The following is a 26,471-nucleotide window of genomic DNA, read 5'->3' on the forward strand; positions in this document are numbered from 1 at the left end:
ATGCAAGAGATTATGTCGTTCGTAAGCAGGCATCCGATTATGAGTATCGGCTGGGTTGCACTGTTGGTTGCCGTTATTGTCATGACCGTGAAAACTAAGCTTTCCAAGGTGAAAGAGATCGCGCGTGGCGAAGCCATTCAACTTATCAATAAAGAAGAAGCGGTTATCGTTGATTTGCGCAACCGTGATGATTTCCGCCGTGGCCACATTGCCAACGCCATTAACCTGCTGCCTAACGACATTAAGAGCGGCAGTCTGGGCGAATTGGAGAAACACAAAGCACGCCCTGTGATTGTCGTTTGCGTGAACGGTATCAGCTCACGTGAATCAGCCGACCATTTGCTGAAAGCCGGTTTTGAGCGCGTGTCTGTGCTGAAAGATGGCCTGTCCGGCTGGAGCGGTGAAAACCTTCCGCTGGTGCAAGGCAAATAAGCGCGATGGCGCAAGCCGAATGTCTTTAAAGCATGCCGTAAAGGTGTGCTAGGTTGTAGCCAGGCGCAGGATCCCTGCGCGCATTGTTCGATTTTAAATGCACACATTGGCGTCCGCAGCCACACGGTGAATGCGGCGCATTAAAAACGTTAACATTAAAGGTATTAGCCAACATGTCCGAACAAAACTCCGCCGAAATGACTTTTCAGATTCAACGTATTTACACCAAGGATGTCTCTTTTGAAGCACCTAACGCCCCTCAGGTGTTTCAACAGGATTGGCAACCGGAAGTTAAACTTGATCTGGATACGGCGTCCAGCCAACTGGCGGAAGACGTGTATGAAGTTGTGCTGCGCGTAACGGTAACCTCGACGCTGGGCGAAAATACCGCGTTCCTGTGTGAAGTTCAGCAAGCGGGTATTTTCACCGTTGGCGGTCTGGAAGGCACGCAACTGGCGCATTGCCTGGGCGCTTACTGCCCGAACATTCTGTTCCCCTATGCGCGTGAATGTGTGACCAGCATGGTGACACGCGGCACATTCCCGCAGTTGAATCTGGCGCCGGTGAACTTCGATGCGCTGTTCATGAACTATCTGCAACAGCAAACGGAAGGGCAGCCCGCAGAAGGTGAAGACGGCGCGCCGCGCCTGGATGCCTGATGAGCACAGCTAATGCTTCCATGACAGTGGTGGGTGCCGGTTCATACGGCACCGCCCTGGCGATTACCCTGGCCCGCAATGGTCACTCCGTGGTGTTGTGGGGACACGATCCTGCGCACATACAGACGTTGCAGGCCGCCCGGTGTAATCAGGCGTTCCTGCCGGATGTGCCTTTCCCCGATACGCTGCACCTCGAGTCTGATTTAGCGCAGGCGCTGGCGGCAAGCCGTGATATTTTGGTGGTGGTGCCGAGCCATGTGTTTGGTGACGTGCTGCGTCAGCTAAAACCGCTGCTGCGTGCCGATGCGCGCTTGGTGTGGGCGACAAAAGGGCTGGAGGCAGAAACCGGACGATTGTTGCAGGATGTGGCGCGGGAAGCATTAGGTGAAGCTATTCCTCTGGCGGTGATTTCTGGCCCGACGTTCGCGAAAGAACTCGCGGCGGGATTACCCACCGCTATCGCGCTGGCCGCGACAGACAAAACGTTTTCTGACGATCTGCAAACGTTGCTGCACTGTGGTAAGAGTTTTCGCGTCTACAGTAACCCCGATCTTATCGGCGTTCAGCTTGGCGGCGCGGTAAAAAATGTGATTGCTATTGGCGCTGGCATGTCCGATGGCATTGGCTTTGGTGCCAATGCGCGCACGGCGCTTATCACGCGCGGGCTGGCGGAAATGACGCGGCTTGGCGTGGCGCTCGGGGCCGATCCCGCTACCTTTATGGGGATGGCTGGGCTGGGCGATCTGGTGTTGACCTGCACCGATAACCAATCCCGTAACCGCCGCTTTGGCATGATGCTGGGTCAAGGGCTGGATGTGCAAAGCGCTCAGGATAAGATTGGTCAGGTGGTGGAAGGGTATCGCAACACCAAAGAGGTGCTGGCGTTGGCGCAGCGTCACGGGGTAGAAATGCCCATCAGTGAACAACTGTGGCAGGTTTTATACTGTGGCAAAGCGGCGCGCGAGGCGGCGCTTACCCTGCTTGGCAGAACGCGCAAAGACGAAAGCGAGCGCGAATAATACACCGTTATCCTTGAGGCCAACGGCGACGCTGGTCTTCTGGCGTTACCCGTCATACTTCAAGTTGCAGATGCGTTGGCTGCGTTCGCTCACCCGAATCACTTACCAGCGTAAGCTCATCGGGATTCGTTCACTTGCCGCCTTCCTGCAACTCGAATTATTTAGGGTATATATCGTATGCTGGCGGCTACGCGAGTCTTTGGCAAGCGTGACGGGCGATAACAATAAATGCAACGTGTAAGCGCATCGCAATGAACGGTGCGGCAGGGGAGTGAAGGCAATGTCGACTGATGAATTGGAATTGGTATGGGCAAATATCAAAGCAGAAGGCCGGTCGCTGGCTGATTGCGAACCGATGTTGGCCAGCTTTTTTCATGCCACATTGCTGAAACATGAAAACCTGGGCAGCGCGTTGAGTTATATGCTGGCGAACAAGCTGGCAAATTCCATCATGCCCGCGATTGCCATTCGCGAAGTGGTGGAAGAGGCCTATCGTGCCGATCCGCAGATGATTCTCTCTGCTGCGTGCGACATTCGCGCGGTGTGTCAGCGTGACCCGGCGGTGGATAAATACTCCACGCCGCTGCTTTACCTGAAAGGATTTCATGCGCTTCAGGCCTACCGTATTGGTCATTGGCTCTGGTATCAAGGGCGTAAAGCGCTTGCCATTTATTTTCAGAACCAGATTTCGGTGTCGTTTGGCGTCGATATCCACCCGGCAGCCACCATTGGCTGCGGGATCATGCTCGATCATGCTACCGGGATTGTGATCGGCGAAACCGCAGTGGTGGAAAATGACGTGTCTATCCTGCAATCTGTCACCTTGGGCGGGACCGGGAAAACCAGCGGCGATCGTCATCCCAAGATCCGTGAAGGGGTCATGATCGGCGCAGGTGCCAAGATCCTCGGTAATATTGAAGTCGGGCGCGGCGCAAAAATTGGCGCTGGTTCCGTGGTGTTGCAACCGGTTCCGGCGCATACCACGGCGGCGGGTGTGCCAGCGCGCATTGTAGGACGTCCGGAAAGCGACAAACCAGCGATGGACATGGATCAATACTTCAACGGAATCAATCGGGGATTTGAATACGGCGATGGGATTTGAGCGTTTACATTCGCAAGCCGTTTTTCAGATGCTTTTCCTGATTTTTGGAGCGAATATTCTCCGAATAATCAGCTGTAATAGGATATTTTCTTATAAGAAATATCTCAAATATTGCTGCTGCACCGACAATTACACGCAATAGAGCGTGTGAATCCGTCATAATACCGCTTTGGACAGGCTTTTTTCCGTGGCCTGTTTCCCTAAACCAGACTTTCCCTGTCATGTGACGGTTCAGGTCTCGCAACAATATTGATGGTTTACGAGAAGCAAAGATGTATCTGAGACGTGTGATATTTATCCTTTTCCCTTTTCTGTTCTCGCTTCCTTCCCTCGCTGCCCCAACGGTTTCCCCCGTGGAAATGTCGAAGGAGGCTGTGCAGGACAGTAAGCAGGGCAGTTGGTGGCAAAAAGCCAAATTTAATTTGTCAGAAACCTGGTCGAACTCGTCAAGTCAGGAGCTCTATATCCCAGCTATCACCTGGCATAACCGCTGGACTTACGACAAAGAAAAAACAGACAAGTACAATGAACGTCCCTGGGGTGCGGGCTACGGTGTGTCGCGTCTGGATGCCGACGGTGATTGGCACGGCCTCTACCTGATGGCGTTTAAGGACTCCTTCAACAAATGGGAGCCGATTGGCGGCTATGGTTTCGAAAAACGCTGGACGCCGACCACCAACCCGGATTTTCAATTGGGGGCTGGCTTCACTGCTGGCGTTACCATGCGGGACAACTGGCACTATATCCCGATTCCGGTGCTGTTGCCGCTGGTCTCGGTGAACTATCAGCGTCTCTCCTTTCAGGCGACCTACATTCCCGGCACCTACAACAACGGCAACGTCTTTTTTGCCTGGCTGCGCTGGCAAATCTGACTGTTCGTATATAAACCAAATGTAAACCGCATTGGTCGGGGATTATGCAGCCAATGCGGTACAATGACCCCTTATCGTTTTTACTAGGGTGTCAGCGTGTTATTACTGGTCATTACCACCATTCTGTGGGCATTTTCATTCAGCCTGATTGGCGAATATCTGGCGGGACAGGTCGATAGCTGGTTCTCTGCCATGTTCCGTTTAGTGCTGGCCGCCGTGGTTTTTCTACCGTTCCTGCGTTGGCGAGGTTATTCAGCCAAAGTATTGGGGCTGTATCTGCTGATCGGCGTGATCCAACTGGGCGTGATGTACCTGCTGCTGTTCCGTAGTTATCTCTATCTTGATGTTCCGACCCTGCTGCTGTTTTCGGTGATGACACCGTTGTACGTCACGTTGATTTACGATGTGATCAGCGGGCGGCGCTTGCGCTGGGGCTATGCCTTTAGCGCATTGCTGGCGGTATTGGGAGCGGTAGTCATCCATTATCATGGCGTCAGCGCGCATTTTTGGCATGGTTTTCTGTTGATTCAGGCTGCCAATGTTTGCTTCGCCGCGGGGCAAGTGGGCTATAAGCGCCTGATGGAACTGCACCCGATGCCGCAGCACAGTGCGTTTTCCTGGTTTTATCTGGGGGCGGCTGGGGTGACACTGGTGGCGTGGGGACTGTTTGGTAACTTCGCCAAGTTACCCACTGCGCCGATACAGTGGGGCGTATTGGTCTTTTTGGGCGCGATTGTCTCCGGCCTAGGCTATTTCATGTGGAACTACGGTGCTACCAAGGTGGATGCCGGTACGCTGAGTATCATGAACAACTTTCACGTCCCTGCCGGACTACTGGTTAACTTCCTCTTCTGGCAGAAGACGCCCGACTGGGGGCGTTTTGCTCTGGGGTCGCTGATTATCCTTGCGGCTTTGTGGGTACACCAGCGCTGGGTCGTGCAGCATCCCGCACGAACGGCAGATGCGAACACGCGTGCTGGCGGGCAGAACGAATAAAGGCCTCAAGCACCGGCTGGCGCTGTTCCCCATCGCGCACCGCAGCGTACAGCCGACTCCACAATCCCTCACCCAGCGTTTTGGTCACCACCAATCCCTGACGCTCAAAACTTTCCACCACCCAGTGAGGCAGCGCGGCAATGCCCATGCGCGCCGCCACCATCTGAATCAGCAACAGGGTGTTATCCACACTTTTTAGCGTCGGGCTGATGCCTGCCGGTTGCAGGAAATGACGCCATATGTCCAGACGCTGGCGCTGAACCGGATAGATCATCAGGATCTCATTGGCGAGATCGTCCGGCGAAATGGTCTCTTTGCTCGCTAAGGCATGGTCGGGGGCCAGCACCAATCTCACTTCAAAATCAAACATCGGTGAGTAGTGCAATCCACTGCGCGGCAAAATGTCCGATGTCATCACCAGATCCAGTTCCCCTTGTTGCAGGGCCGGTTGAGGATCAAAGGTGACTCCGGATTTAAAATCCATGTTTACCTGCGGCCACTGGCTGTGGAAATGCTCCAGAGCGGGCGTCAGCCACTGAATACAGCTGTGGCACTCAATCGCCAGACGCAGTGTGGTCTGATGCGGCTCATTGCAGGCCTGCAACGCCTGTTGAATCTGGGGCAACACCTGATCGGCCAATTGCAGCAGAATTTCTCCCTGAGGAGTAAAGCGCAGCGGCTGGCTCTTACGCACAAACAGCCGAAAACCCAGACGCTGCTCCAGCTCACTGAACTGGTGGGAAAGCGCCGATTGCGTCTGGTGAAGCTGCGCGGCTGCGGCTGCCAGCGAGCCTGTGCCGCGCAGAGCTTGCAGTGTCCGTAAGTGTTTCAGTTCGATCATGAGAGTCCTTCACAATGACAGTGAATAATTTGCGCTTGTGCATTATACAGTACCTGTTGATTATGGATGTGTAAACATCTGGACGGCTAAATGAGGATCAATGATGGCAATTTTAAATCACACACTGGGTTTTCCGCGCGTCGGACTGCGCCGTGAACTGAAAAAAGCGCAAGAAGGCTATTGGGCAGGCAACCTTACTCAGGCTGAACTGCTGGAAGTGGGTAAATCGCTGCGGGCACGTCACTGGCAACAGCAGACAGAGGCTGGCGTTGACCTGCTGCCAGTGGGTGATTTTGCCTGGTACGATCACGTGCTGACCACCAGCCTGCTGCTGGGTAACGTGCCTGCGCGTCACCAAAATGCAGATGGCAAGGTTGATATCGACACGCTGTTCCGCATTGGCCGTGGCCGTGCGCCGACCGGCGAACCGGCCGCCGCCGCAGAGATGACCAAATGGTTTAACACCAACTACCACTACATGGTGCCCGAATTCACTCAGGGACAGCGTTTTGCCCTGACCTGGACGCAACTGCTGGATGAAGTGGACGAAGCGCTGGCGCTGGGCCACAAGGTCAAACCCGTGCTGTTGGGCCCGGTGACCTACCTGTGGCTGGGTAAAGTGAAGGGTGATGCGTTTGATCGCCTCTCCCTGCTGAAAGACATTCTGCCGGTATATCAGCAGGTGCTGGCAGAGCTGGCAAAACGCGGTATCGAGTGGGTACAGATTGATGAGCCTGCACTGGTGCTGGAACTGCCGCAAGAGTGGCTGGATGCCTTTAAACCGGCTTACGATGCGTTGCAGGGCTCCACCAAACTGCTGCTGACCACCTATTTTGACAGCATCGGTCATAACCTGGACACCATTCGCGCGCTGCCGGTACAAGGGCTGCATGTGGATCTGGTACACGGCAAGGATGATGCCGCTGCGCTGCTGGCGCAACTGCCGGCTGATTGGCTGGTATCGTTAGGTGTGATCAACGGTCGTAACGTGTGGCGTGCCGATCTCAGCACCTGGTTTGAACGCCTGCAACCGCTGGTGGGGCAACGTCAACTGTGGATTGGCTCTTCCTGTTCTCTGCTGCACAGCCCGATCGATCTGAGCGTGGAAACGCGTCTGGATGACGAAGTTAAAAGCTGGTTCGCCTTCGCGTTGCAAAAGTGTGCTGAACTGTCGCTGTTGACGGCGGCACTGAACAGCGGCGATGGTGCTGCACTGGTGGAATACAGTGCACCGATCCGTGCGCGCAGCACCTCAACGCGCGTTAACAATGCGGCGGTGACTCAGCGTCTGGCGGCGATTACCGCGCAGGACAGCCAGCGTCAACATGCCTATCCGGTACGCGCCGAGGCACAGCGTGCCCGTTTCAATCTGCCCGATTGGCCGACCACCACCATTGGTTCATTCCCGCAAACCACGGAAATTCGTGGCCTGCGTCTGGACTTTAAGCAAGGCCGTCTTGATGGCAACAACTACCGTACTGGCATCGCTGAGCACATCAAACAGGCGATTGTCGAGCAGGAACGTCTGGGTCTGGACGTGCTGGTGCACGGTGAAGCCGAACGTAACGACATGGTCGAGTATTTTGGTGAGCACCTGGATGGCTTTATCTTCACCCAAAACGGGTGGGTGCAGAGCTACGGTTCACGCTGCGTGAAGCCGCCAGTGATCATCGGTGATATCAGCCGTCCGGAACCGATCACGGTCGAGTGGGCCAAATATGCCCAATCCCTGACCGACAAGCCGGTAAAAGGCATGTTGACCGGGCCGGTAACCATCCTGTGCTGGTCGTTCCCGCGCGAAGATGTCAGCCGTGAAACCATTGCCAAGCAGATCGCGCTGGCACTGCGTGATGAAGTGGCGGATTTGGAAAGTGCAGGTATCGGTATTATCCAGATTGATGAACCGGCACTGCGCGAAGGGCTGCCGCTGCACCGTTCTGACTGGCAGGCTTATCTGGCATGGGGCGTGGAAGCCTTCCGTCTGAATGCCGCAGTGGTGCGGGATGACACCCAGATCCACACGCACATGTGTTACTGCGAGTTTAACGACATCATGGACTCCATTGCCGCACTGGATGCTGACGTGATCACCATCGAAACCTCGCGTTCAGACATGGAACTGCTGGAATCGTTCGAAGAGTTCGAGTACCCGAATGAAATCGGGCCGGGCGTGTACGATATCCACTCACCGAACGTACCGAGCGTGGAATGGATTGAAGCGCTGTTGCGTAAAGCGGCACAGCGTATTCCCGCCGAGCGCCTGTGGGTGAATCCGGACTGCGGCCTGAAAACGCGCGGCTGGCCGGAAACCCGTCAGTCACTGGCTAACATGGTGGAAGCCGCGCAGCGCTTGCGCGCAACCGAAGCCTAACCTCATTGGTTTGACATCAAACGCAGGGTGTTTCTCCCTGCGTTTTTTTTTGCCTATTTCACACCGTACTGCGCAAACCACGCCAGCATACGCTGCCAGCCATCCTGAGCGGACGCTTGATGATAGCTGGGGCGATAATCCGCATGGAAAGCGTGTCCCGCCTCGGGATACACCACAATCTCGGCCGTGGCGTTGGCGGCGCGTAGCGCCTGTCGCATCAGTTCTACCTGATCGAAGGGGATACTGCCGTCTTCTGCGCCGTATAACCCGAGCACCGGCGCACTGAGATCGGCGGCGACATCAACCGGGTGTTTCGGCGTGGTCAGGGTTTTGTTACCGGAGAATTTACCGTACCAGGCAACGGCGGCTTTCAGCTGTGGATTATGCGCCGCATACAGCCAACTGATTCGTCCGCCCCAACAGAAACCGGTAATGCCAATTTTGTTGGCATCACCGCCCTGTCGCACGGCCCAATTGGTTGCGCGATCGAGATCCAACAGCACCTGTGCGTCCGGCACCTTGCTGACCAATCCGCTCAGCAAGGTCGGAATATCGTCATACTGATGCGGATCGCCCTGACGGAAATACAGTTCTGGCGCGATGGCGAGATAACCCTGTTTAGCCAGCCGACGGCAGACATCCTGAATATGCTGATGCACGCCAAAAATTTCCTGCACCACCAGAACGATGGGGTAAGGCCCGTCGCCCGATGCCGGTTTAGCGAGGTAGGCGGGAAGCTGTTCACCTTGGGACGGAATGGTGGTCTCACCCGCGATAATCCCTTGGCTGTCGGTGAGGATCGTTGACTCGGCATGGGGCGCAACGGCACGGGTCATTGCCCGATCGGATTGTCGGAGTTCCAGCGGTTCGGCCTCTTTCATGGTGGTTTTTCTCCTCTTGAGCATAAAAGGGATTATTGGTGTGACAACGCGCAATTAATAAGTGTATACCACTGTATTGGTTTCTTTTGGTAGTGAGATATATCACTGCTGTTGTGGCACTGATGCGCTAGGATAGTAACGCTACTATCTTGCCCACGATGAGGAGACGAGTATGTCTGAATCTGATGTGTTCCACCTGGGGTTAACCAAACAGGGGCTGCAAGGGGCGACGTTAGCCATTGTGCCCGGCGATCCGGCACGGGTCGAAAAAATCGCGCGGGAGATGGATAACCCTGTGTTTCTGGCCGCGCACCGCGAATTTACCACCTGGCGTGCGACGCTTGCGGGACAACCGGTGGTGATCTGCTCCACGGGTATTGGCGGCCCTTCGACCTCCATTGCGGTAGAAGAGTTGGCGCAATTGGGTGTGAGAACCTTCCTGCGCGTAGGTACCACCGGGGCGATCCAGCCTGATATGAATGTGGGTGATGTGCTGGTGACGACGGCCGCCGTGCGTCTGGACGGTGCCAGCCTGCACTTTGCGCCGCTGGAGTACCCGGCCGTGGCCGATTTTACCTGCACCGCCGCGCTGGTGGATGCCGCGAAGGCCTCCGGTTTCCCGCTGCATATTGGTGTGACCGCCTCGTCGGATACGTTTTATCCGGGGCAAGAGCGCTACGATACCTACTCTGGGCGCGTCGTGCGGCGTTTTCAAGGCTCAATGCAAGAGTGGCAAAGCATGGGCGTGTTGAATTATGAAATGGAATCGGCCACGTTGCTCACCATGTGTTCCAGCCAGGGTCTGCGGGCGGGCATGGTCGCAGGTGTGATCGTCAACCGCACCCAGCAGGAAACGCCGGATGTCGCGACGATGAAGCTGGCGGAAACCGCTGCCGTTAAGGTGGTGCTGGATGCAGCACGCCGGTTATTGAGTGCCTGAGTTTTCGCCACGTATTGCAAGGAGTTGTATGACAACATCAGCACCACGCCATCCCTCTCTGCTGGCATTAGAGGGCGGCATCAATTTTCGTGATTTGGGTGGATTGCGTACCGCAGACGGGCAACGTATTCGCCCGCGCAAACTGTTCCGTGCAGGTTCGTTGGATCAACTCAGTGCCGCTGACTGTGAGCACCTGGCCGGTGTTCCCGTATCGCATGTGGTTGACTATCGCGATCCGGATGAAGCGGCGGCCAAGCCCGATATCCTGTGGGAAGGCGCACAGTATCACACGTGCCCCGCCAACCCGATTCGCCACGAGGTCACCGCCAGTCTGGAGTCGTTGGGTTCAGAGCAGCTCTCTGCGTTTGACTCGCAGGCCTTTATGCTGGAGCTTTATCGGCGTTTGCCCTTCAATAATCCCGCTTATCGTCAACTGGTTGCCCTGTTGCAGAGGCCAGAAGAGGGGGCGTTGGTGCAGCACTGTGCCGTTGGCAAAGATCGCACCGGCATCGGCTCCGCGCTGGTGTTGTTTGCGCTCGGCGTGGATGAAAAGACGGTGATGGAAGACTACCTGGTCACGGATATCACCCTTGCGCCTTTCCGCACGCAACTGCTGACATCGCTGGCCGATACGCTGAATGAGAAAGCGCTGTCGCAATTCTCCTTTGTGCTCTCGGTTCAGGAAGCGTTTCTGGCGACCGCACTGCGAACCATCAAAGAACGCTATGGATCGATAAACCGCTGGCTGGCGACGGACTACGGGCTGGACGATGACGCGCGCTACCAGTTGCAGCGTAAGTATCTGGTTGACTAGATAGGTAAAACGAAGACGGTATCCCGCCTCAGTGCGAGGCGGGAAGAGAGGGGCGTTGCGGTTAGCCTGTGTTACGCATACCGGCCGCCACGCCTGCAATGGTCACCATCAGCGCCAGTTCTACTTCCGGGCTGGGGTTCTCATGCTCACGCGAACGGTGTAACAACTCGGCTTGCAGCACGTTTAACGGGTCGGTATAGACGTTACGCAGCGCGATAGACTCCGCAATCCACGGCAAATCTGCCATTAGATGGTCATCGTTGGAAATCCGTAGCACCACGTTGATATCTGCCGCCAACTGGTCGCGCAGCTCTTTGCCCAACGGCCACAGCTTTTCGTCAACCAGACGCTGATCGTAGTATTCCGCCAGCCACAGGTCCGCTTTGGCGAACACCATTTCCAGCATCCCGATACGCGTAGAGAAGAACGGCCAGTCGCGGCACATGGTTTCCAGCGCTTTCTGCTGCCCATTTTCCACGATTTTTTGCAACGCAGCGCCCGCGCCCAGCCAGGCTGGCAGCATCAGGCGGTTTTGCGTCCAGGCAAAAATCCACGGAATGGCGCGCAGGCTTTCTACCCCACCGTTAGGACGGCGTTTCGCCGGGCGTGAACCGAGCGGCAGTTTGCCCAGTTCCAGCTCCGGCGTTGCGGCGCGGAAGTAGGGAACAAAGTCTGGATTCTCACGCACATAGCCGCGATACATATCGCAAGACACGCGAGAAAGTTCATCCATGATGTCGTGCCATTCCGGTTTCGGTTCTGGCGGCGGCAGCAGGTTGGCCTCAAGGATAGCGCCGGTATAGAGCGACAAACTGCTGATGGTCACTTCCGGTAAGCCGAACTTGAAGCGGATCATTTCACCCTGTTCGGTCACGCGCAGGCCACCTTTCAGGCTGCCCGGCGGTTGTGACAGCAGGGCGGCGTGAGCCGGTGCACCACCGCGACCGATGGAGCCACCGCGACCGTGGAACAGCGTAAGCGCAATGCCTGCTTTCTCGCAGGTTTTGATCAGCGCGTCCTGCGCGCGATACTGCGCCCAGGAAGCCGCCATCACGCCCGCATCTTTAGCGGAGTCGGAATAGCCAATCATCACCATCTGCTTGCCCTGGATAAAGCCGCGATACCAGTCGATACCCAGCAGTTGCTTCATCACATCGTCGGCGTTGTTCAGGTCATCCAGCGTTTCAAACAGCGGAGCGACCGGCAAGGCGAAGGGGCAGCCCGCTTCTTTTAACAGCAGGTGCACGGCCAGCACGTCGGACGGCGTGCGCGCCATGGAGATAACGTACGCGGCGATAGAGCCCTGCGGCGCTTCCGCGATCACCTGGCAGGTATCCAGCACTTCCTTGGTTTCTGCGCTCGGTTCCCACTGACGGGGCAGCAGAGGACGTTTGGAACTCAATTCTCGGATCAGGAACGCCTGTTTGTCGGATTCAGACCAGCTTTCGTAGTCGCCCAGCCCAAGGTAACGGGTGATTTCCGCCAGCGCTTCGGTGTGGCGCGTGCTTTCCTGACGCGCATCGATACGTACCAATGGCACCCCGAAGCAGCGCACGCGGCGCAGGGTATCGAGCAGTTGGCCATCGGCGATGATGCCCATGCCACAGGCATGCAGCGATTGGTAGCACGCGTGCAGCGGTTCCCACAGCTGTTCGTTGTGTTCCAGCAGATCGTGCGGACGCAGCGTACGCTCGCCTTTCAGGCTGCCCTCAAGGTAAGTCAGGGTCGCGTTAAGCTGCGCACGCAGGGATTTCATAATAACGCGGTAAGGTTCCTGAACCTCTTCCCCTTCTGCGATACCGGCACGCTCACGCAGTTCCGGTGTGCATTCCGACATGGAAAGCTCGGACACCAGCACCTGAATATCACGTAAAAACAGGTCTGCGGCTTTCCAACGGCTCAGCAGCAGGACGTGACGGGTGATTTTGGCGGTTACGTTCGGGTTGCCGTCGCGGTCGCCGCCCATCCAGGAGGTAAAGCGCACGGGGACAGAATCCACCGGCAGGCGGAAACCAAAAGATTTTTCCAACTGCTCATCCAGCTCGCGCAAGAAGGCGGGCACCCCTTCCCACAGGCTGTTTTCCACCACGGCGAAGCCCCATTTGGCTTCGTCTACGGGCGTTGGGCGGATCTTACGGATTTCATCCGTGTGCCAAGACTGGGCGATCAACTGGCGCAGACGGCGCATGATCTGGTTGCGTTCATAGTCTGCCAGATCGTTGTGATCGAGCTGTTTCAGGCAGGTGTTAACTTCAACCAGCTTATGAATCAGCGTGCGACGGGTGATTTCTGTCGGGTGTGCGGTCAGCACCAGCTCAATGGAGAGCGTCTCCACCGCGTCACGAATATCGCGTTCGCTTAAGTGTGCCTGCGCTTTCAGGCGATCGAACGCCTGAGATAAAATTTCCGGGTTGCTGGCCGCTTCGCCGTGCGGCGAAATAGAGTGATATTGCTCTGCGGTGTTGGTCAGATTAAGAAACTGGCTGAAGGCGCGCGCGACCGGGAGCAACTCCTCATTGGAGAGATTTTGCAGCGTGTTCAACAGCTCCTGACGATGCTTTTCATTGCCTGCGCGGGACGATTTTGACAGCTTACGGATCGTCTCGACCTTATCAAGAATACTCTCTCCTAATGCATCCTTGATGGTGTCACCAAGAAGTTTACCCAGCATGCTCACATTACTTCGCATCGCGGAATATTGTTCGTTCATATTTACCCTGACCCATCTCTATTTTTTGTAAGTTTGTTTCATAGAAAGACGCAAAACGCTGCCTTCATCTAGCCACGCCCGGCGGGATTCGTCAATTGACGATTGGTTGTTTTATCACCCTGCCGGTTTTACCCCTCTGTTGTTGTACCTGCTTTCGTGTGGGATTGGCAATCGGTGAAATTTAATTACATCCATGCGCAGATTAGGGGCGCTTATTACGCCCCTGCTTTCGCGTTTACCGGCAGAAATGTTGCACCATCTGGGTGATCAATTTATGCGTTGGGGCGATGAATGCGGTGTCGAGATATTCATCCGGCTGGTGGGCCTGTTCAATCGAACCGGGGCCGAGTACCAGCGTCGGGCACAGCGTCTGGATAAACGGTGCTTCGGTGCAATAGTTCACTACATCCGTGGGCACACCCAGTAATTTCTCAATCACACCCACCAAGGCATGATCCACCGGGCACTCATAGCCGGGGATCGGCGGGTGCAGTTCGCTGACGCTGACGCGTCCCGGCCAACGCTCACTCACCGGTGCCAGCGCTTCCGTCACCAGACCGTTCAAATCGTTCAGCGTCAATCCCGGAAGCGGGCGAATATCCATATGCAACTCACAGCAGGCACAAATGCGGTTGGCTGCATCGCCACCGTGGATGTGGCCGAAATTCATGGTCGGATAGGGGATATGGAACGCCGCGTTGTGATAACGGGTTTGCAGCGTATTGCGCAACACCATCAGGTGGGAGATGGCATCGTGCATCAGTTCGATGGCATTTACGCCGCGCGAAGGATCGCTCGAATGGCCGGATTGTCCCTGAATCCGCACCGCGTTTGACATATGGCCTTTATGGGCGCGAATCGGTTGCAACGAGGTTGGCTCACCGATGATGGCGCAATCGGGGCGTATTTGCGTAGATTCAGAGAAATATTTAGCACCCGCCATGGTGGTCTCTTCATCGGCGGTCGCCAGCACGTAAATCGGTTTGGTCAGTGTTGCCGGGTCGATATCGCGCAGCGCATCCAGAATAAAGGCGAAGAAGCCTTTCATATCCGCCGTGCCCAGCCCATAAAGCTTGTTATCGTGTTCTGTCAGGGTAAAGGGATCGCGCGTCCAGCGGCCATCATCAAACGGCACCGTATCGGTGTGCCCGGCCAACAATAAGCCGCCCTGACCTTGGCCGATGCGCGCCAGCAGATTGAATTTATGCCGTGTACCGGGCACCGGCTGCACCTCAACGTGAAAGCCCAAATCAGCAAACCACCCGGCGAGCAGATTGATTAATGCTTCATTGCTCTGATCGAGCGCCTGATCGGTGGCGCTGATGGAAGGCGTCGCGATCAACGCCCGATACAGCTCAATAAATGGGGGTAAATTCATCTTCACTGTTGACAGCCTTATGTTAGGATAGTATCAATATTCATGCATTTATTATGAATAAAAATACAATAACGCGTAGCGAAAGGAAACTGTTTCGATCCCTTCAATGAGACATTGCCTGATAGTCTACACCTGCACCGGTCGAATACCGTTAGCGGGTTTGGCGTTTTGTAGATACCCTGTTTTAACGACATTGTTTTAACAACATTGTTTTTAACGATACTGTTTTTAACGATGCATTGTTTACATCATTTTAGTGGAAGGTATGCAGATCCCATGCTGAATACGTTGATTGTTGGTGCAAGCGGTTATACTGGCGCTGAACTTGCACTTTATCTGAATCGTCATCCTCAGATGAACCTCACCGCACTTGCGGTATCCGCGCAGAGCGTTGATGCGGGCAAACGCATTTCTGACCTGCACCCTCAACTGAAAGGCATCATCGATTTGCCGGTGCAGGCGTTGACGGATGCCGCCGAAGCCGCCAAAGGCATCGATGTGGTGTTTCTGGCGACCGACCACAAAGTGAGCCACGATCTTGCGCCGGTGTTTCTGGCCGCAGGCTGCGTGGTGTTCGATCTCTCCGGCGCGTTTCGCGTGCAGGATGCTGAATTTTATCGCCGCTATTACGGTTTCGAGCATCAACACGCTGACTGGCTGGCGCAGGCGGTGTACGGCCTGGCAGAGTTTCAGGCGGAGCGCGTGAAGCAAGCGCAGCTGATTGCCGTCCCCGGTTGTTATCCGACGGCGTCACAGTTGGCACTGAAACCGCTGGTGGATGCGCAACTGCTTAACACCGACCAGTGGCCGGTTATCAATGCGGTTAGCGGCGTGAGCGGCGCCGGGCGTAAAGCCTCACTCACCAGCAGCTTCTGCGAGGTGAGCCTGCAACCCTATGGCGTGTTCAATCACCGCCATCAACCCGAAATTGCGACCCACCTGGGTATCCCGGTTATCTTCACGCCGCATCTGGGGAATTTCGCACGTGGGATTCTGGCGACCATTACCTGCCGCCTGAAACCGGGCGTCAGTGCGCAGGATGTAGCGGAAGCCTACCACAATGCTTATCACGACAAACCGCTGGTGCGCCTCTACGATAACGGGGTTCCGGCGCTAAAATCGGTTGTTGGCTTGCCGTTTTGCGATATCGGTTTCTCCGTACAGGACGAGCACCTGATTGTGGTCGCCACGGAAGACAACCTGCTTAAAGGTGCGGCGGCGCAAGCTGTACAGTGCCTGAATATTCGTTTCGGTTTCCCTGAAACCCAATCTTTGCTCTGACAAATCCTGAGGCACGAAAGCGATGAATCCGTTAATTATCAAACTGGGCGGTGTGTTACTGGACAGCGAAGAAGCGCTGGAGCGTCTGTTTACGGCGCTGGTTGCCTATCGTGAGCAATACCAGCGCCCGCTGGTCATTGTGCACGGCGGCGGCTGCCTGGTGGATGACCTGATGAAAAAACTGGCGTTACCCGTGGTGAAGAAAAACGGGCTGCGCGTTACACCGGCGGATCAGATCGACATCATCACCGGTGCGCTGGCAGGTTCGGCCAACAAAACGCTGCTGGCCTGGGCGAAGAAACACGCCATCAACGCGGTGGGTCTGTGTCTGGCGGATGGCGGCATGACTACGGTAACGCAGTTGGATGAATCCCTGGGTTACGTGGGCAAAGCACAGGCGGGTTCCGCCGATCTGCCCAATGCGCTGCTAAGCGCCGGGTATCTGCCAATCGTCAGTTCCATCGGCATCACCGAACAAGGTGATTTGATGAACGTTAACGCCGATCAGGCCGCAACCGCGCTCGCAGAGACGCTGGGTGCCGATTTGATTCTGCTGTCGGACGTGAGCGGTATCCTTGATGGCAAAGGCCAACGCATCGCTGAAATGACCGCGCAGAAAGCGGAACAGCTGATTGCGCAAGGGATTATTACCGACGGCATGATCGTTAAAGTCAACGCGGCGCTGGATGCCGCTCGCGCGTTGGGTCGCCCGGTAGATATCGCCAGCTGGCGTCATGCCGATCAACTGCCCGCGCTGTTTAACGGCACGCCGATTGGCACGCGGATTCAGGCGTAAATCTGTTAATCTGTAAGGCATTTCCGTTGGCCGAACGGTAACGGAAGCGAGCATGCGGGTTCGCCCGCATGGTTACAAGACATTGAAGCACATTTTGGGAGTATCGGTTATGGCGTTGTGGGGCGGTCGTTTCAGTCAGGCGGCAGATCAGCGGTTCAAACAATTTAATGACTCGCTGCGGTTTGATTACCGTCTGGCGGAGCAAGATATCGTCGGCTCTATCGGCTGGTCAAAAGCGCTGGTGACGGTCAACGTACTCAGCGCGCAGGAACAGCAGCAGCTAGAGCAGGCGCTGAACGCGCTGCTGGCCGAGGTGCAAGCCGACCCGGAACAGATTCTGCAAAGCGACGCCGAAGATATTCATAGCTGGGTAGAGCAGAAGCTGATCGACAAAGTGGGCGATCTGGGTAAAAAGCTCCACACCGGTCGCAGCCGTAACGATCAGGTTGCCACCGATCTTAAACTCTGGTGCAAGGCACAAATCGGCGAACTGCAACTGGCCGTGCGCCAACTGCGCGCCGCGTTGGTGGCTACCGCAGAGGTGAATCAGGATGCGGTGATGCCGGGTTACACCCATTTGCAGCGCGCCCAACCGGTGACCTTTGCCCACTGGTGTCTGGCCTACCATGAAATGCTGGCACGCGACGAAAGCCGCCTGGAAGATACGCTAAAACGCCTCGACGTCAGTCCACTGGGCTGCGGCGCGTTAGCTGGGACGGCCTATCCTATCGATCGTGAGCAACTGGCGGGCTGGCTGGGTTTTGCGTCTGCCACGCGTAACAGTCTGGATACGGTGTCAGATCGCGATCATGTACTGGAACTGCTCTCTAATGCCTCGATCGGCATGGTGCACCTGTCGCGCTTTGCCGAAGATCTGATCTTCTTCAACAGCGGTGAATCCGGGTTCGTTGAGCTGTCCGATCGTGTAACCTCCGGCTCCTCTCTGATGCCGCAAAAGAAAAATCCGGATGCGCTGGAACTGATCCGCGGTAAATCGGGTCGGGTGCAAGGCGCGCTGACCGGCATGATGATGACGCTCAAAGGTTTGCCACTGGCGTACAACAAAGACATGCAGGAAGACAAAGAAGGGCTGTTCGATGCGCTCGACACCTGGCATGACTGCCTGATGATGGCGGCACTGGTGCTGGAAGGCATTCAGGTTCGCCGTCCGCGCTGCCAGGAAGCGGCGCAGCAGGGCTACGCGAACGCGACCGAGTTGGCCGATTATCTGGTGGCGAAAGGCGTTCCGTTCCGCGAAGCGCATCACATCGTTGGTGAGGCAGTGGTGGAAGCCATTCGGCAGGGTAAACCGCTGGAAGCATTGCCGCTGGTGGATTTGCAGAAATTCAGCGCCACCATTGGCGATGACGTGTATCCCATCCTGTCGCTGCAATCTTGTCTGGAAAAGCGCGCTGCCAAAGGTGGTGTGTCACCACAACAGGTCGCGCAGGCGATTACCGATGCCAAAGGGCGTCTGTAATACCAATAACGCGATGTCATCTGTATCAGGGCCGGATTTCCGGCCCTTTTTTATTTAGCCAATGGCGATAAGCCATAACGCAAACCGCCTCGCATTTTAACCATTTCGCTGCCGACAACGATGCCGCTTCGCGCTGGCCTGCGCTATTCTTTCTGGACATACATACAGTATCACTTTACCTTGACGGACAGTGGCGACAACGAAAGGAATGCGACGTGGATATCACCCTCTTTTACGGCGTAGGCGGCGGGGCGGTCGGGGTGCTGGCGGGATGGCTTGTTGCCAGCCTGCGTTATCAGCAGCGCCGCGCCCGGCAAGAAACGGAACAACGTATACAAGAACAAGCGTTACAGCAGGCGCAAAGCGTGGTACGTGAACTTCAGCTCGCGCGTGATAAGGACGAACAACGTCGGCGTCAGGATGATATGGAGCTGCGTCTGATGCACGGTAAACTCACCGCCCATCAGGAAAAGCTGCTGGTCATGGCCCGGTTGCAAGAGGAGTGCAACCAACTCAACCAGGAGCTGCGCGCGCTGCGCGAAGCAAACGGTGCGCAGGAAGCAGAGCTGCGTGAAGTGACCATCCGTTTGGAAGAAACCCGCCTCGCCGCGGAGGAAAAACAGCGCCTGTTAATCAACAGCGAACAACGCCTGACGACGCAGTTTGAAAATCTGGCTAACCGGATTTTTGAGCACAGCGGTCGCCGAGTGGGTGAGCAAAATCAACAGAGCCTCGATAAACTGCTGGCGCCGCTGCGCGAACAACTGGACGGTTTCCGTCGTCAGGTTCAGGAAGGGTTTGGTAGTGAAGCGCGTGAGCGCCATACTCTGGCGCATGAAATTCGTCAGTTGCAGCAACTCAACGTGCAAATGGCGCGAGAGGCGGTCAACCTGACCAAGGCCCTGAAAGGTGATAACAAAACCCAGGGGAACTGGGGTGAAGTGGTGCTGGGACGCGTACTTGAGGCTTCCGGCTTGCGTGAAGGCCATGAATACCAAACGCAGGTCAGTATTCAGACGGGCGCAAACGGGCGCATGCAGCCGGATGTGATCGTCCGCCTCCCACAGGGCAAAGATGTGGTGATTGATGCCAAGATGTCGCTGGTGGCCTATGAGCGCTACTTTAATAGTGAAGATGACGGGGAACGCGCCAGCGCGCTCAACGAGCATATCGCCTCCGTGCGCGGGCATATCCGACTGCTGAGTAATAAAGATTACCAGCAATTGCCGGGGCTGCGCTCGTTGGACTATGTGCTGATGTTTATCCCCGTGGAGCCTGCGTTTCTGGTTGCTATCGACCGCCATCCAGAATTGATCAGCGAAGCCCTGCAACATAACATCATGTTGGTTAGTCCCACCACGCTGCTCGTCGCGTTACGTACCATCACCAATCTGTGGCGTTATGAACAGCAAAGCCGCAATGCACAACAGATCGCCGATCGTGCCTCTCGGCTGTACGATAAACTGCGTCTCTTCGTTGAAGATATGTCGGCGTTGGGACAAAGCCTGGATAAGTCACAGGCCAGCTATCGGCAGGCCATGAATAAACTGGCCTCCGGGCGCGGTAATCTGATAGCCCAGGTAGAAGGTTTCCGTTCCCTTGGTGTTGAGGTTAAGCGTACCATAAACCCCAACGTGGCGGAGCAAGCGGTGCTTTCTGCCGAGGCTGACGAGGAACAAGGGCGGCTGTCTCAGCAGCCTGAAACAATGCAAACCGAGGTCCCTCCCGGCGGAGAACAACCTGCAAGCACATCGAATCAACGATGATGCGTCACGAATGTTCGCGTTTTACAACTTTATTCAGTGCATCAGAGCGGTGGGTTTTTAAGCCTGGTCTGTTACACTCTCCCCATTAAGGGGTAGTTTCAAAATTCGATGTTCCTCTTCGATTGTTGATGCGAAACGCGCACAGACACGCCAAGCTCGTGTTGCGCATAACGCTCGACAGCGCAATGTGAGCGGCGAGTGCAGCCGATAGTGCGCAAAGGGGATTGACCACAATTCTGATTTGGAAAAGTAGGGCGAAGAACATGACGAACGAACCGGAGAAAACCACGCATTTTGGTTTTCGCACTGTCGACAAGAACGATAAAGAGGCCATGGTAGCGGGCGTATTTCACTCAGTAGCGGGAAAATATGACCTGATGAACGATTTGATGTCCTTCGGGATTCATCGTGCCTGGAAACGATTTACCATTGAGTGCAGCGGTGTCCGACGCGACCAGCGGGTGCTGGATCTGGCGGGCGGAACGGGGGATTTAACGGCTAAATTCTCACGCCTGGTCGGCGAAGCGGGGGAAGTGGTGCTGGCCGATATCAATGCTTCCATGCTGAAAGTGGGACGCGAAAAGCTCCGCAATCTGGGGATTATTGATAACGTCAGCTATGTGCAGGCCAATGCGGAGGCGCTGCCCTTCCCGGATAACTATTTTGACTGCATCACCATTTCTTTCGGTTTACGCAACGTGACGGATAAAGACAAAGCGCTGCGCTCCATGTTCCGCGTCCTGAAGCCCGGCGGCCGCTTGCTGGTGCTGGAATTTTCCAAACCGATGTTGAAACCGCTCAGCAAAGTCTATGATTTCTATTCATTCCATGTCTTGCCGCGCATTGGTGATATGGTGACCAAAGATGCGGGCAGCTATCGCTATTTGGCGGAGTCGATACGTATGCATCCTGATCAGGAAACGCTTAAGGGCATGATGGTGGAGGCGGGCTTTGACAGTGTAAACTACTTCAACCTCACGGGAGGCATTGTCGCGTTACACCGTGGGTTCAAATTTTAAGTTGTTTTATAGTGGGAAACGCTGATGCTGATAACGTCTGTGCTGACGGCCACGCTGGAAACGGCGTTAAATAGCCTGCTTTTTCGCGAACGTAGCTTGAAAGCGGCGCGCCAGCGACTACAGGGAAAAACGCTCAAAATCGTGTTAGCAGAACTGCCGGTGCCGCTGGTATTGGTCTTTGGCGAGCACCGCGTTGACGTGGTGAGCCAGTGGGCTGATACGGCGGATTGTCAGTTAGACACCCGGATACCCGCACTGCTCACGTTGCGCGATCGCCAGCAGCTTTCATCGCTGATGCGTAGCGGTGAACTGGTGATTGAAGGGGATATGCAAGTTGTCCAACACGTTGTCAATCTGTTGGATTTGGCAGAGTGCGATCCCGCAGAGTGGCTTGCGCCCTACACGGGCGATGTTGTTGCTCAAGGCATTGGTCAGACGGTGCAAGGGGCGTTTCGCGGTGCGAGCCGTTTATTTGATCGCCAGCGGCGCTATTTGGCGGAAACTGTCACGGAAGAGTGGCGGCTTGCACCGGGGCGTTTAGAAGCGGCCTGGTGGTATGATGAAGTGGCCGCGTTGAGTAATGACGTCGATACGCTGGCGGCACGCCTGGCGAAACTGGAGTCCGCCTCATGACGCCAAGTGAACTGCTGCGCCTTTACCACATTATTCGCGTCATGTTGAGCTATGGGCTCGATGAGCTTATCCCGCATTTACGCATTACCTTACCGCTGCGTATCTGGCGAAAATTCCTGTTCTGGATGCCAAACCGCCATAAGGACAAACTGCTTGGTGAGCGCCTGCGTCTGGCGTTGCAGGAATTGGGCCCGGTGTGGATCAAGTTCGGCCAGATGATGTCTACGCGGCGCGATCTTTTTCCACCAGAGATTGCCGATCAACTCGCTATCCTTCAGGATCGCGTCGATCCTTTTGACGGCAAACTGGCCCGTGAACAGATCGAACTCTCCATGGGTGGCATTCCACTCGAAAGCTGGTTTGATGATTTTGAGATAGTGCCGCTGGCTTCTGCGTCCATCGCACAGGTGCATACCGCGCGGCTCAAAACCAACGGCCAAGAAGTGGTTATCAAGGTGATTCGTCCTGATATCCTCCCCGTCATCAAGGCGGATATGCGGCTGATGAACCGTTTGGCGGGCTGGCTGCCGATGCTGTTGCCGGATGGGCGGCGTCTGCGCCCGCGTGAGGTAGTGCGCGAGTACGAGAAAACCCTGCTTGATGAATTAAACCTGCTGCGTGAAGCCGCGAATGCCATTCAATTGCGCCGTAACTTTGACGGCAGTCCGATGCTGTATATTCCTGAAATTTATTCAGATTATTGCAGGGAAAACATGTTGGTCATGGAGCGTATCTACGGTATTCCGGTCTCAGACGTTGAGGCGCTGAAAGCCAACGGTACCAATATGCCGCTGCTGGCGGAGCGTGGCGTGCAGGTGTTCTTTACTCAGGTGTTCCGCGACAGCTTCTTCCATGCCGATATGCATCCGGGCAATATCTTTATCAGCGAAGAACACCCGGAAGATCCGCAATATATCGGTATCGATTGTGGCATCGTCGGGTCGCTGAACAAGGAAGATAAGCGCTATTTGGCCGAAAACTTCATTGCCTTTTTCAACCGCGACTATCGCCGCGTTGCTGAACTGCATGTGGATTCCGGCTGGGTGCCTGCCGACACCAATGTTGAAGAGTTTGAATTTGCGATTCGTACCGTGTGCGAACCCATTTTTGAAAAGCCATTGGCAGAGATTTCCTTTGGACATGTGTTATTAAACTTGTTCAACACGGCGCGCCGCTTCAACATGGAAGTGCAGCCGCAGTTGGTCTTGCTGCAAAAGACGCTGCTATACGTTGAGGGAGTAGGCCGCCAGCTTTATCCTCAGTTGGATTTATGGAAAACGGCCAAGCCTTTTCTAGAGTCGTGGCTGAAAGATCAGATGGGGGTTGCCGCTCTGATTCGCGGATTGAAAGAAAAAGCGCCGTTTTGGGCGGAAAAATTGCCGGAAATTCCCGAGTTGATTTACGATGGTTTGCGGCAGCATCGACAGTTGCGGCAAAGCGTCTTGCACTTGACCGACGAGTTGCGTTTGCAGCGAGTACGACAAAGCCAGTCCCACTATTTATTGGGTATAGGTGCGACGCTACTACTGGCTGGGTTACTGATGTTGGTGGGGCGTCAGGATCTCCCGGAAGTGATGTCGGCGGGGTTAATGGCCGCTGGTGTTGTGAGCTGGGTCATTGGTTGGCGTCGTACACGTTGAAGCAGATCATGACAGGCGCTATTAATAGCCGTATATAATAGTCACGGCTTTGACCTTATATGCCTTTCCGCCGCAGGAAAAAGGCGTTGCAGGAAACGTAAACCGGGCGCATCCTCTGGGCATGCATTCGCTGGGCAAGAATAACGCGCGGTGACTCGTTTTTGGACAAAATGCACGCACGACTGTTTGCGGTGTGAAAGATGATGGATAACTCCCCTTTGTAGAAAAGAGGTAATTGGTATGGGTGGTATTAGTATTTGGAACTTGTTGATCATCGCGGTGATCGTGGTACTGCTGTTCGGTACTAACAAGCTGAGAACGCTAGGCTCCGATTTGGGCGCATCGATTAAAGGCTTTAAAAAAGCCATCAGCGATGACCAACCCTCGTCCGCTGACAGCGCATCTGCCAACCAGAATGAAAAAACACAGCAGGATGCCGATTTCGCGACGAAGTCCATCACGGAACAACAGGCTGACGCAAAATCAGAAGAAACGAAGAGCCAGCATAAAGAGCAGGTATAATCGGTGTTTGATATCGGATTTGGTGAGCTGATGCTCGTAATGGTGATCGGCCTGGTGGTTCTCGGGCCTGAACGCCTGCCCGTTGCGGTTAAAACGATTGCTGGTTGGGTCAGAACGCTGCGCTCGCTGGCGTCTACGGTGCAAAATGAGCTGACCCAAGAGTTGAAGTTGCAAGAGTTGCAGGACAGTTTGAAGAAGGTGGAGCAGGCTAGCCTGAAAAACCTTTCCCCAGAGCTGAAAGCCTCTATGGACGAACTCAAAGAAGCGGCGGATGCCATGCGACGCGGTTATGCGAAACCCGGTGACAGCGCCACTGCGCAGTTGGGTGAGGTGCCACATAAACCGCTGGCGGATGCTGAAGCGGCTCATGATGGGGTTCTCAGCGCCGAACAGGCGTCTTCGCCAGCCGCGTTACCGTCTGTCGATCAAGCCGCCGTTGCGTCACCCTCATCCCTTATCGATGTGGCACCGCCTGCGGCAGTGGATAGCTCACCAGAAGCGCCTTCTGCAACGGTTGTGCCTGAAAAAACGCCGACTGTCGCTGCCGTGGCACCGAACGATGATGTACCCAATAAGCGCGTAGCGCCTGCCTCGGCTGTCGCGCCTTCCCAACCCTCTGCTGATGAACGCTAGTCTATGGCCGTTGAAGATACACAACCGTTAATCAGTCACCTGATTGAGCTTCGCAAACGCCTGTTAAACAGCATTCTTTGTGTGCTGGGCGTATTTGTCGTGCTGGTTTTTTTTGCTAACGATATCTATCAGATTGTCTCGGCACCGCTTATTGAGCAACTGCCCGCCGGGGCCAGTATGATTGCCACCGACGTGGCCTCTCCGTTCTTTACGCCGATTAAACTGACGATGATCGTGTCGGTGTTTGTCGCTGCACCACTGGTGTTGTATCAAGTCTGGGCGTTTATCGCCCCGGCGCTGTACAAACATGAACGTCGCCTGATGATGCCGTTGCTGTTCTCCAGCAGCCTGCTGTTCTACGCGGGGATGGCATTTGCCTACTTTGTGGTGTTCCCACTGGCGTTTAGCTTTTTTGCCAAGACAGCGCCGCAGGGTGTACAAATCGCCACCGATATCAACAACTACCTCGATTTCGTGATGGCGCTGTTTATGGCGTTTGGTGTCTCTTTCCAGGTACCGATTGCCATTGTACTGCTGTGCTGGAGCGGCGTGACCAACACGGAAGATTTGAAGAAGAAGCGGCCTTATGTGCTGGTCGGAGCCTTCGTTGTCGGTATGTTGTTGACGCCACCGGACGTGTTCTCGCAGACCTTGTTGGCGATTCCGATGTACCTGTTGTTTGAAGTCGGCCTGTTCTGCTCGCGTTTTTACGTGGGGAAAGGTCGCCGTCAGGTTGATGCAGAAGAACGCGAGGCAGAGGCAGAAGAGAGCAAAGAAGGCCCGTCGTCCTGAATCCTGTTGTGATCCCCGCCTAGGCGGGGATTTCCTCCCGATTACATCCGCCTCCCTTCCGGACACGCTCGCCAGTGCGGGAATGTCATTACCCATTCAGGAATGTCCATGTTTGATATCGGCGTCAATCTGACCAATAGCCAATTTGCTCACGACCGTGCTCTGGTCATTGAGCGTGCTCAGGCGCTTGCGGTGAGCGGGATGATCATCACCGGAACCAACCTGCATGAAAGTGAACAGGCGCTGGCGCTGGCACAGGAATACCCAGATTATTGCTGGTCGACGGCGGGCGTGCATCCCCATGATGCCAGCAGTTGGTCGACGGCGGTGGCGGAGCAGATTTCGCAGTTGGCACAACAGCCAGCCGTTGTGGCGCTGGGCGAGTGTGGGCTGGATTTTAATCGCAATTTCTCAACGCCCGATCAGCAGGAACACGCCTTTACCGCGCAGTTAGCGTTGGCCGCAGAGCTGGCGTTACCCGTCTTTCTGCATTGCCGTGACGCCCATGCGCGTTTTATCGCGCTACTCTCTCCCTGGCTGGATAAGCTGCCGGGAGCGGTGCTGCACTGTTTCACGGGGACCGAACAGGAACTGGATGAGTGCTTGCGCCTTGGACTGTCGATAGGCATCACCGGTTGGGTATGCGATGAACGGCGCGGAATTGCACTTCGCCATCTGCTAAAACAGATTCCCATCGATCGCCTGTTGTTGGAAACAGACGCTCCCTATTTGTTACCCCGGGATTTATCACCAAAACCTGCATCCCGGCGTAATGAACCCTGCTTTTTGCCGCATATCGTTCAGCAAGTTGCTGTCTGGCGCGATGAAGACGCCAGTATGTTGGGGCAAAAAGTAGATGAAAACGCACGCCGGATTTTCCGGCTGCCATGATTC

The 26,471-nt window shown here is 55.4% G+C and carries 25 protein-coding genes; 20 read left to right on the forward strand and 5 right to left on the reverse strand.

From position 1 onward, the window contains the following. The 4 genes from J5069_RS19860 to cysE all read left to right on the forward strand — a co-directional run bounded on the left by J5069_RS19860 (position 1) and on the right by cysE (position 3,212). Entirely contained in the window at positions 1 to 432 is a 432-nt protein-coding gene (locus J5069_RS19860) for a rhodanese-like domain-containing protein (RefSeq protein WP_264645481.1), read from the forward strand. 173 nt (positions 433 to 605) lie between these two features. Beyond that, positions 606 to 1,091: a protein-export chaperone SecB gene (gene secB, locus J5069_RS19865; protein ID WP_264645482.1), complete on the forward strand. Its 486-nt coding sequence runs from the start codon at positions 606 to 608 to the stop codon at positions 1,089 to 1,091. Then, positions 1,091 to 2,110: an NAD(P)H-dependent glycerol-3-phosphate dehydrogenase gene (gene gpsA, locus J5069_RS19870; protein WP_264645483.1), complete on the forward strand. Its 1,020-nt coding sequence runs from the start codon at positions 1,091 to 1,093 to the stop codon at positions 2,108 to 2,110. Before secB ends, gpsA begins: the two co-directional genes overlap by 1 nt. A gap of 280 nt (positions 2,111 to 2,390) precedes the next feature. Beyond that, positions 2,391 to 3,212: a serine O-acetyltransferase gene (cysE, locus tag J5069_RS19875; protein ID WP_264626276.1), complete on the forward strand. Its 822-nt coding sequence runs from the start codon at positions 2,391 to 2,393 to the stop codon at positions 3,210 to 3,212. 4 nt (positions 3,213 to 3,216) lie between these two features. Here the strand turns inward: cysE and J5069_RS19880 are convergent, their stop codons facing one another. Beyond that, the gene (locus tag J5069_RS19880) at positions 3,217 to 3,435 is read right to left on the reverse strand and encodes a hypothetical protein (protein ID WP_264645484.1); all 219 of its coding nucleotides are present in this window, start codon (positions 3,433 to 3,435) and stop codon (positions 3,217 to 3,219) included. 49 nt (positions 3,436 to 3,484) lie between these two features. On the opposite strand from J5069_RS19880, the gene pagP reads away from it, so the two are divergent. After that, positions 3,485 to 4,084: a lipid IV(A) palmitoyltransferase PagP gene (gene pagP, locus J5069_RS19885; RefSeq protein WP_413542265.1), complete on the forward strand. Its 600-nt coding sequence runs from the start codon at positions 3,485 to 3,487 to the stop codon at positions 4,082 to 4,084. 96 nt (positions 4,085 to 4,180) lie between these two features. Next, positions 4,181 to 5,080 carry a carboxylate/amino acid/amine transporter gene (locus tag J5069_RS19890; protein WP_264645485.1) on the forward strand — a complete coding sequence of 300 codons (900 nt, stop codon included), beginning with the start codon at positions 4,181 to 4,183 and terminating at the stop codon, positions 5,078 to 5,080. Here J5069_RS19890 and metR read toward each other — a convergent pair. After that, the gene (gene metR, locus J5069_RS19895; RefSeq protein WP_264645486.1) at positions 4,983 to 5,921 is read right to left on the reverse strand and encodes an HTH-type transcriptional regulator MetR; all 939 of its coding nucleotides are present in this window, start codon (positions 5,919 to 5,921) and stop codon (positions 4,983 to 4,985) included. The genes J5069_RS19890 and metR overlap by 98 nt on opposite strands. A gap of 103 nt (positions 5,922 to 6,024) precedes the next feature. On the opposite strand from metR, the gene metE reads away from it, so the two are divergent. After that, complete coding sequence (gene metE, locus J5069_RS19900; protein ID WP_264645525.1) at positions 6,025 to 8,292, forward strand: 5-methyltetrahydropteroyltriglutamate--homocysteine S-methyltransferase; 2,268 nt, start codon at positions 6,025 to 6,027, stop codon at positions 8,290 to 8,292. A gap of 53 nt (positions 8,293 to 8,345) precedes the next feature. Here metE and J5069_RS19905 read toward each other — a convergent pair whose 3' ends face one another. Beyond that, positions 8,346 to 9,173 (reverse strand): dienelactone hydrolase family protein, encoded by an 828-nt coding sequence (locus J5069_RS19905; protein ID WP_264645487.1) that lies wholly within the window; start codon positions 9,171 to 9,173, stop codon positions 8,346 to 8,348. A gap of 172 nt (positions 9,174 to 9,345) precedes the next feature. Between J5069_RS19905 and udp the strand changes: the two genes are divergently transcribed. Next, positions 9,346 to 10,113, forward strand: a complete 768-nt coding sequence (gene udp, locus J5069_RS19910; RefSeq protein ID WP_264645488.1) for a uridine phosphorylase — start codon at positions 9,346 to 9,348, stop codon at positions 10,111 to 10,113. A 28-nt stretch (positions 10,114 to 10,141) separates the two neighbouring features. Then, the gene (locus tag J5069_RS19915) at positions 10,142 to 10,927 is read left to right on the forward strand and encodes a tyrosine-protein phosphatase (protein ID WP_264645489.1); all 786 of its coding nucleotides are present in this window, start codon (positions 10,142 to 10,144) and stop codon (positions 10,925 to 10,927) included. Between the two features lie 61 nt (positions 10,928 to 10,988). On the opposite strand, the gene ppc is transcribed toward J5069_RS19915, so the two are convergent. After that, positions 10,989 to 13,637: a phosphoenolpyruvate carboxylase gene (gene ppc / locus J5069_RS19920; protein WP_264645490.1), complete on the reverse strand. Its 2,649-nt coding sequence runs from the start codon at positions 13,635 to 13,637 to the stop codon at positions 10,989 to 10,991. A 235-nt stretch (positions 13,638 to 13,872) separates the two neighbouring features. Next, positions 13,873 to 15,021: an acetylornithine deacetylase gene (gene argE / locus J5069_RS19925; RefSeq protein ID WP_264645491.1), complete on the reverse strand. Its 1,149-nt coding sequence runs from the start codon at positions 15,019 to 15,021 to the stop codon at positions 13,873 to 13,875. Positions 15,022 to 15,291: 270 nt separating this feature from the next. On the opposite strand from argE, the gene argC reads away from it, so the two are divergent. The 11 genes from argC (at position 15,292) to tatD (ending at position 26,468) form a co-directional block, all read left to right on the forward strand. After that, positions 15,292 to 16,296, forward strand: coding sequence for an N-acetyl-gamma-glutamyl-phosphate reductase (gene argC, locus J5069_RS19930; RefSeq protein ID WP_264645492.1), 1,005 nt, complete (start codon positions 15,292 to 15,294; stop codon positions 16,294 to 16,296). A 22-nt stretch (positions 16,297 to 16,318) separates the two neighbouring features. Next, the gene (gene argB / locus J5069_RS19935) at positions 16,319 to 17,092 is read left to right on the forward strand and encodes an acetylglutamate kinase (RefSeq protein WP_264645493.1); all 774 of its coding nucleotides are present in this window, start codon (positions 16,319 to 16,321) and stop codon (positions 17,090 to 17,092) included. A gap of 109 nt (positions 17,093 to 17,201) precedes the next feature. Further along, a complete protein-coding gene (gene argH / locus J5069_RS19940) occupies positions 17,202 to 18,572 on the forward strand; it encodes an argininosuccinate lyase (RefSeq protein WP_264645526.1) in 1,371 nt (456 codons plus the stop codon). 215 nt (positions 18,573 to 18,787) lie between these two features. Further along, positions 18,788 to 20,338 carry a DNA recombination protein RmuC gene (rmuC, locus tag J5069_RS19945; protein WP_264645494.1) on the forward strand — a complete coding sequence of 517 codons (1,551 nt, stop codon included), beginning with the start codon at positions 18,788 to 18,790 and terminating at the stop codon, positions 20,336 to 20,338. A gap of 263 nt (positions 20,339 to 20,601) precedes the next feature. Further along, positions 20,602 to 21,357 (forward strand): bifunctional demethylmenaquinone methyltransferase/2-methoxy-6-polyprenyl-1,4-benzoquinol methylase UbiE, encoded by a 756-nt coding sequence (gene ubiE / locus J5069_RS19950; protein WP_264645495.1) that lies wholly within the window; start codon positions 20,602 to 20,604, stop codon positions 21,355 to 21,357. A 24-nt stretch (positions 21,358 to 21,381) separates the two neighbouring features. After that, positions 21,382 to 21,990 carry a ubiquinone biosynthesis protein UbiJ gene (gene ubiJ / locus J5069_RS19955; protein ID WP_264645496.1) on the forward strand — a complete coding sequence of 203 codons (609 nt, stop codon included), beginning with the start codon at positions 21,382 to 21,384 and terminating at the stop codon, positions 21,988 to 21,990. Beyond that, positions 21,987 to 23,630 carry a ubiquinone biosynthesis regulatory protein kinase UbiB gene (gene ubiB / locus J5069_RS19960; protein ID WP_264645497.1) on the forward strand — a complete coding sequence of 548 codons (1,644 nt, stop codon included), beginning with the start codon at positions 21,987 to 21,989 and terminating at the stop codon, positions 23,628 to 23,630. The genes ubiJ and ubiB overlap by 4 nt, the downstream gene beginning before the upstream one ends. Before the next feature lie 240 nt (positions 23,631 to 23,870). Next, positions 23,871 to 24,152, forward strand: coding sequence for a Sec-independent protein translocase subunit TatA (gene tatA / locus J5069_RS19965; RefSeq protein ID WP_195316054.1), 282 nt, complete (start codon positions 23,871 to 23,873; stop codon positions 24,150 to 24,152). A gap of 3 nt (positions 24,153 to 24,155) precedes the next feature. Then, positions 24,156 to 24,785, forward strand: a complete 630-nt coding sequence (tatB, locus tag J5069_RS19970; RefSeq protein ID WP_264645498.1) for a Sec-independent protein translocase protein TatB — start codon at positions 24,156 to 24,158, stop codon at positions 24,783 to 24,785. Positions 24,786 to 24,788: 3 nt separating this feature from the next. After that, positions 24,789 to 25,577 (forward strand): Sec-independent protein translocase subunit TatC, encoded by a 789-nt coding sequence (gene tatC / locus J5069_RS19975; RefSeq protein ID WP_264645499.1) that lies wholly within the window; start codon positions 24,789 to 24,791, stop codon positions 25,575 to 25,577. 108 nt (positions 25,578 to 25,685) lie between these two features. Further along, positions 25,686 to 26,468 (forward strand): 3'-5' ssDNA/RNA exonuclease TatD, encoded by a 783-nt coding sequence (gene tatD / locus J5069_RS19980; protein ID WP_264645500.1) that lies wholly within the window; start codon positions 25,686 to 25,688, stop codon positions 26,466 to 26,468. Positions 26,469 to 26,471 lie beyond the last annotated feature (3 nt).

This window comes from Candidatus Symbiopectobacterium sp. NZEC127 (assembly GCF_025962675.1).
In the GTDB taxonomy this organism is placed as follows: domain Bacteria; phylum Pseudomonadota; class Gammaproteobacteria; order Enterobacterales; family Enterobacteriaceae; genus Symbiopectobacterium.

Coding starts and splice junctions, on each gene's coding strand:
- J5069_RS19860 (WP_264645481.1), top strand. CDS start 1: ATGCAAGAGATTATGTCGTTCGTAAGCAGGCATCCGATTATGAGTATC.
- secB (WP_264645482.1), top strand. CDS start 606: ATGTCCGAACAAAACTCCGCCGAAATGACTTTTCAGATTCAACGTATT.
- gpsA (WP_264645483.1), top strand. CDS start 1,091: ATGAGCACAGCTAATGCTTCCATGACAGTGGTGGGTGCCGGTTCATAC.
- cysE (WP_264626276.1), top strand. CDS start 2,391: ATGTCGACTGATGAATTGGAATTGGTATGGGCAAATATCAAAGCAGAA.
- J5069_RS19880 (WP_264645484.1), bottom strand. CDS start 3,435: ATGACAGGGAAAGTCTGGTTTAGGGAAACAGGCCACGGAAAAAAGCCT.
- pagP (WP_413542265.1), top strand. CDS start 3,485: ATGTATCTGAGACGTGTGATATTTATCCTTTTCCCTTTTCTGTTCTCG.
- metR (WP_264645486.1), bottom strand. CDS start 5,921: ATGATCGAACTGAAACACTTACGGACACTGCAAGCTCTGCGCGGCACA.
- metE (WP_264645525.1), top strand. CDS start 6,025: ATGGCAATTTTAAATCACACACTGGGTTTTCCGCGCGTCGGACTGCGC.
- J5069_RS19905 (WP_264645487.1), bottom strand. CDS start 9,173: ATGAAAGAGGCCGAACCGCTGGAACTCCGACAATCCGATCGGGCAATG.
- udp (WP_264645488.1), top strand. CDS start 9,346: ATGTCTGAATCTGATGTGTTCCACCTGGGGTTAACCAAACAGGGGCTG.
- J5069_RS19915 (WP_264645489.1), top strand. CDS start 10,142: ATGACAACATCAGCACCACGCCATCCCTCTCTGCTGGCATTAGAGGGC.
- ppc (WP_264645490.1), bottom strand. CDS start 13,637: ATGAACGAACAATATTCCGCGATGCGAAGTAATGTGAGCATGCTGGGT.
- argC (WP_264645492.1), top strand. CDS start 15,292: ATGCTGAATACGTTGATTGTTGGTGCAAGCGGTTATACTGGCGCTGAA.
- argB (WP_264645493.1), top strand. CDS start 16,319: ATGAATCCGTTAATTATCAAACTGGGCGGTGTGTTACTGGACAGCGAA.
- argH (WP_264645526.1), top strand. CDS start 17,202: ATGGCGTTGTGGGGCGGTCGTTTCAGTCAGGCGGCAGATCAGCGGTTC.
- ubiE (WP_264645495.1), top strand. CDS start 20,602: ATGACGAACGAACCGGAGAAAACCACGCATTTTGGTTTTCGCACTGTC.
- ubiJ (WP_264645496.1), top strand. CDS start 21,382: ATGCTGATAACGTCTGTGCTGACGGCCACGCTGGAAACGGCGTTAAAT.
- ubiB (WP_264645497.1), top strand. CDS start 21,987: ATGACGCCAAGTGAACTGCTGCGCCTTTACCACATTATTCGCGTCATG.
- tatA (WP_195316054.1), top strand. CDS start 23,871: ATGGGTGGTATTAGTATTTGGAACTTGTTGATCATCGCGGTGATCGTG.
- tatC (WP_264645499.1), top strand. CDS start 24,789: ATGGCCGTTGAAGATACACAACCGTTAATCAGTCACCTGATTGAGCTT.
- tatD (WP_264645500.1), top strand. CDS start 25,686: ATGTTTGATATCGGCGTCAATCTGACCAATAGCCAATTTGCTCACGAC.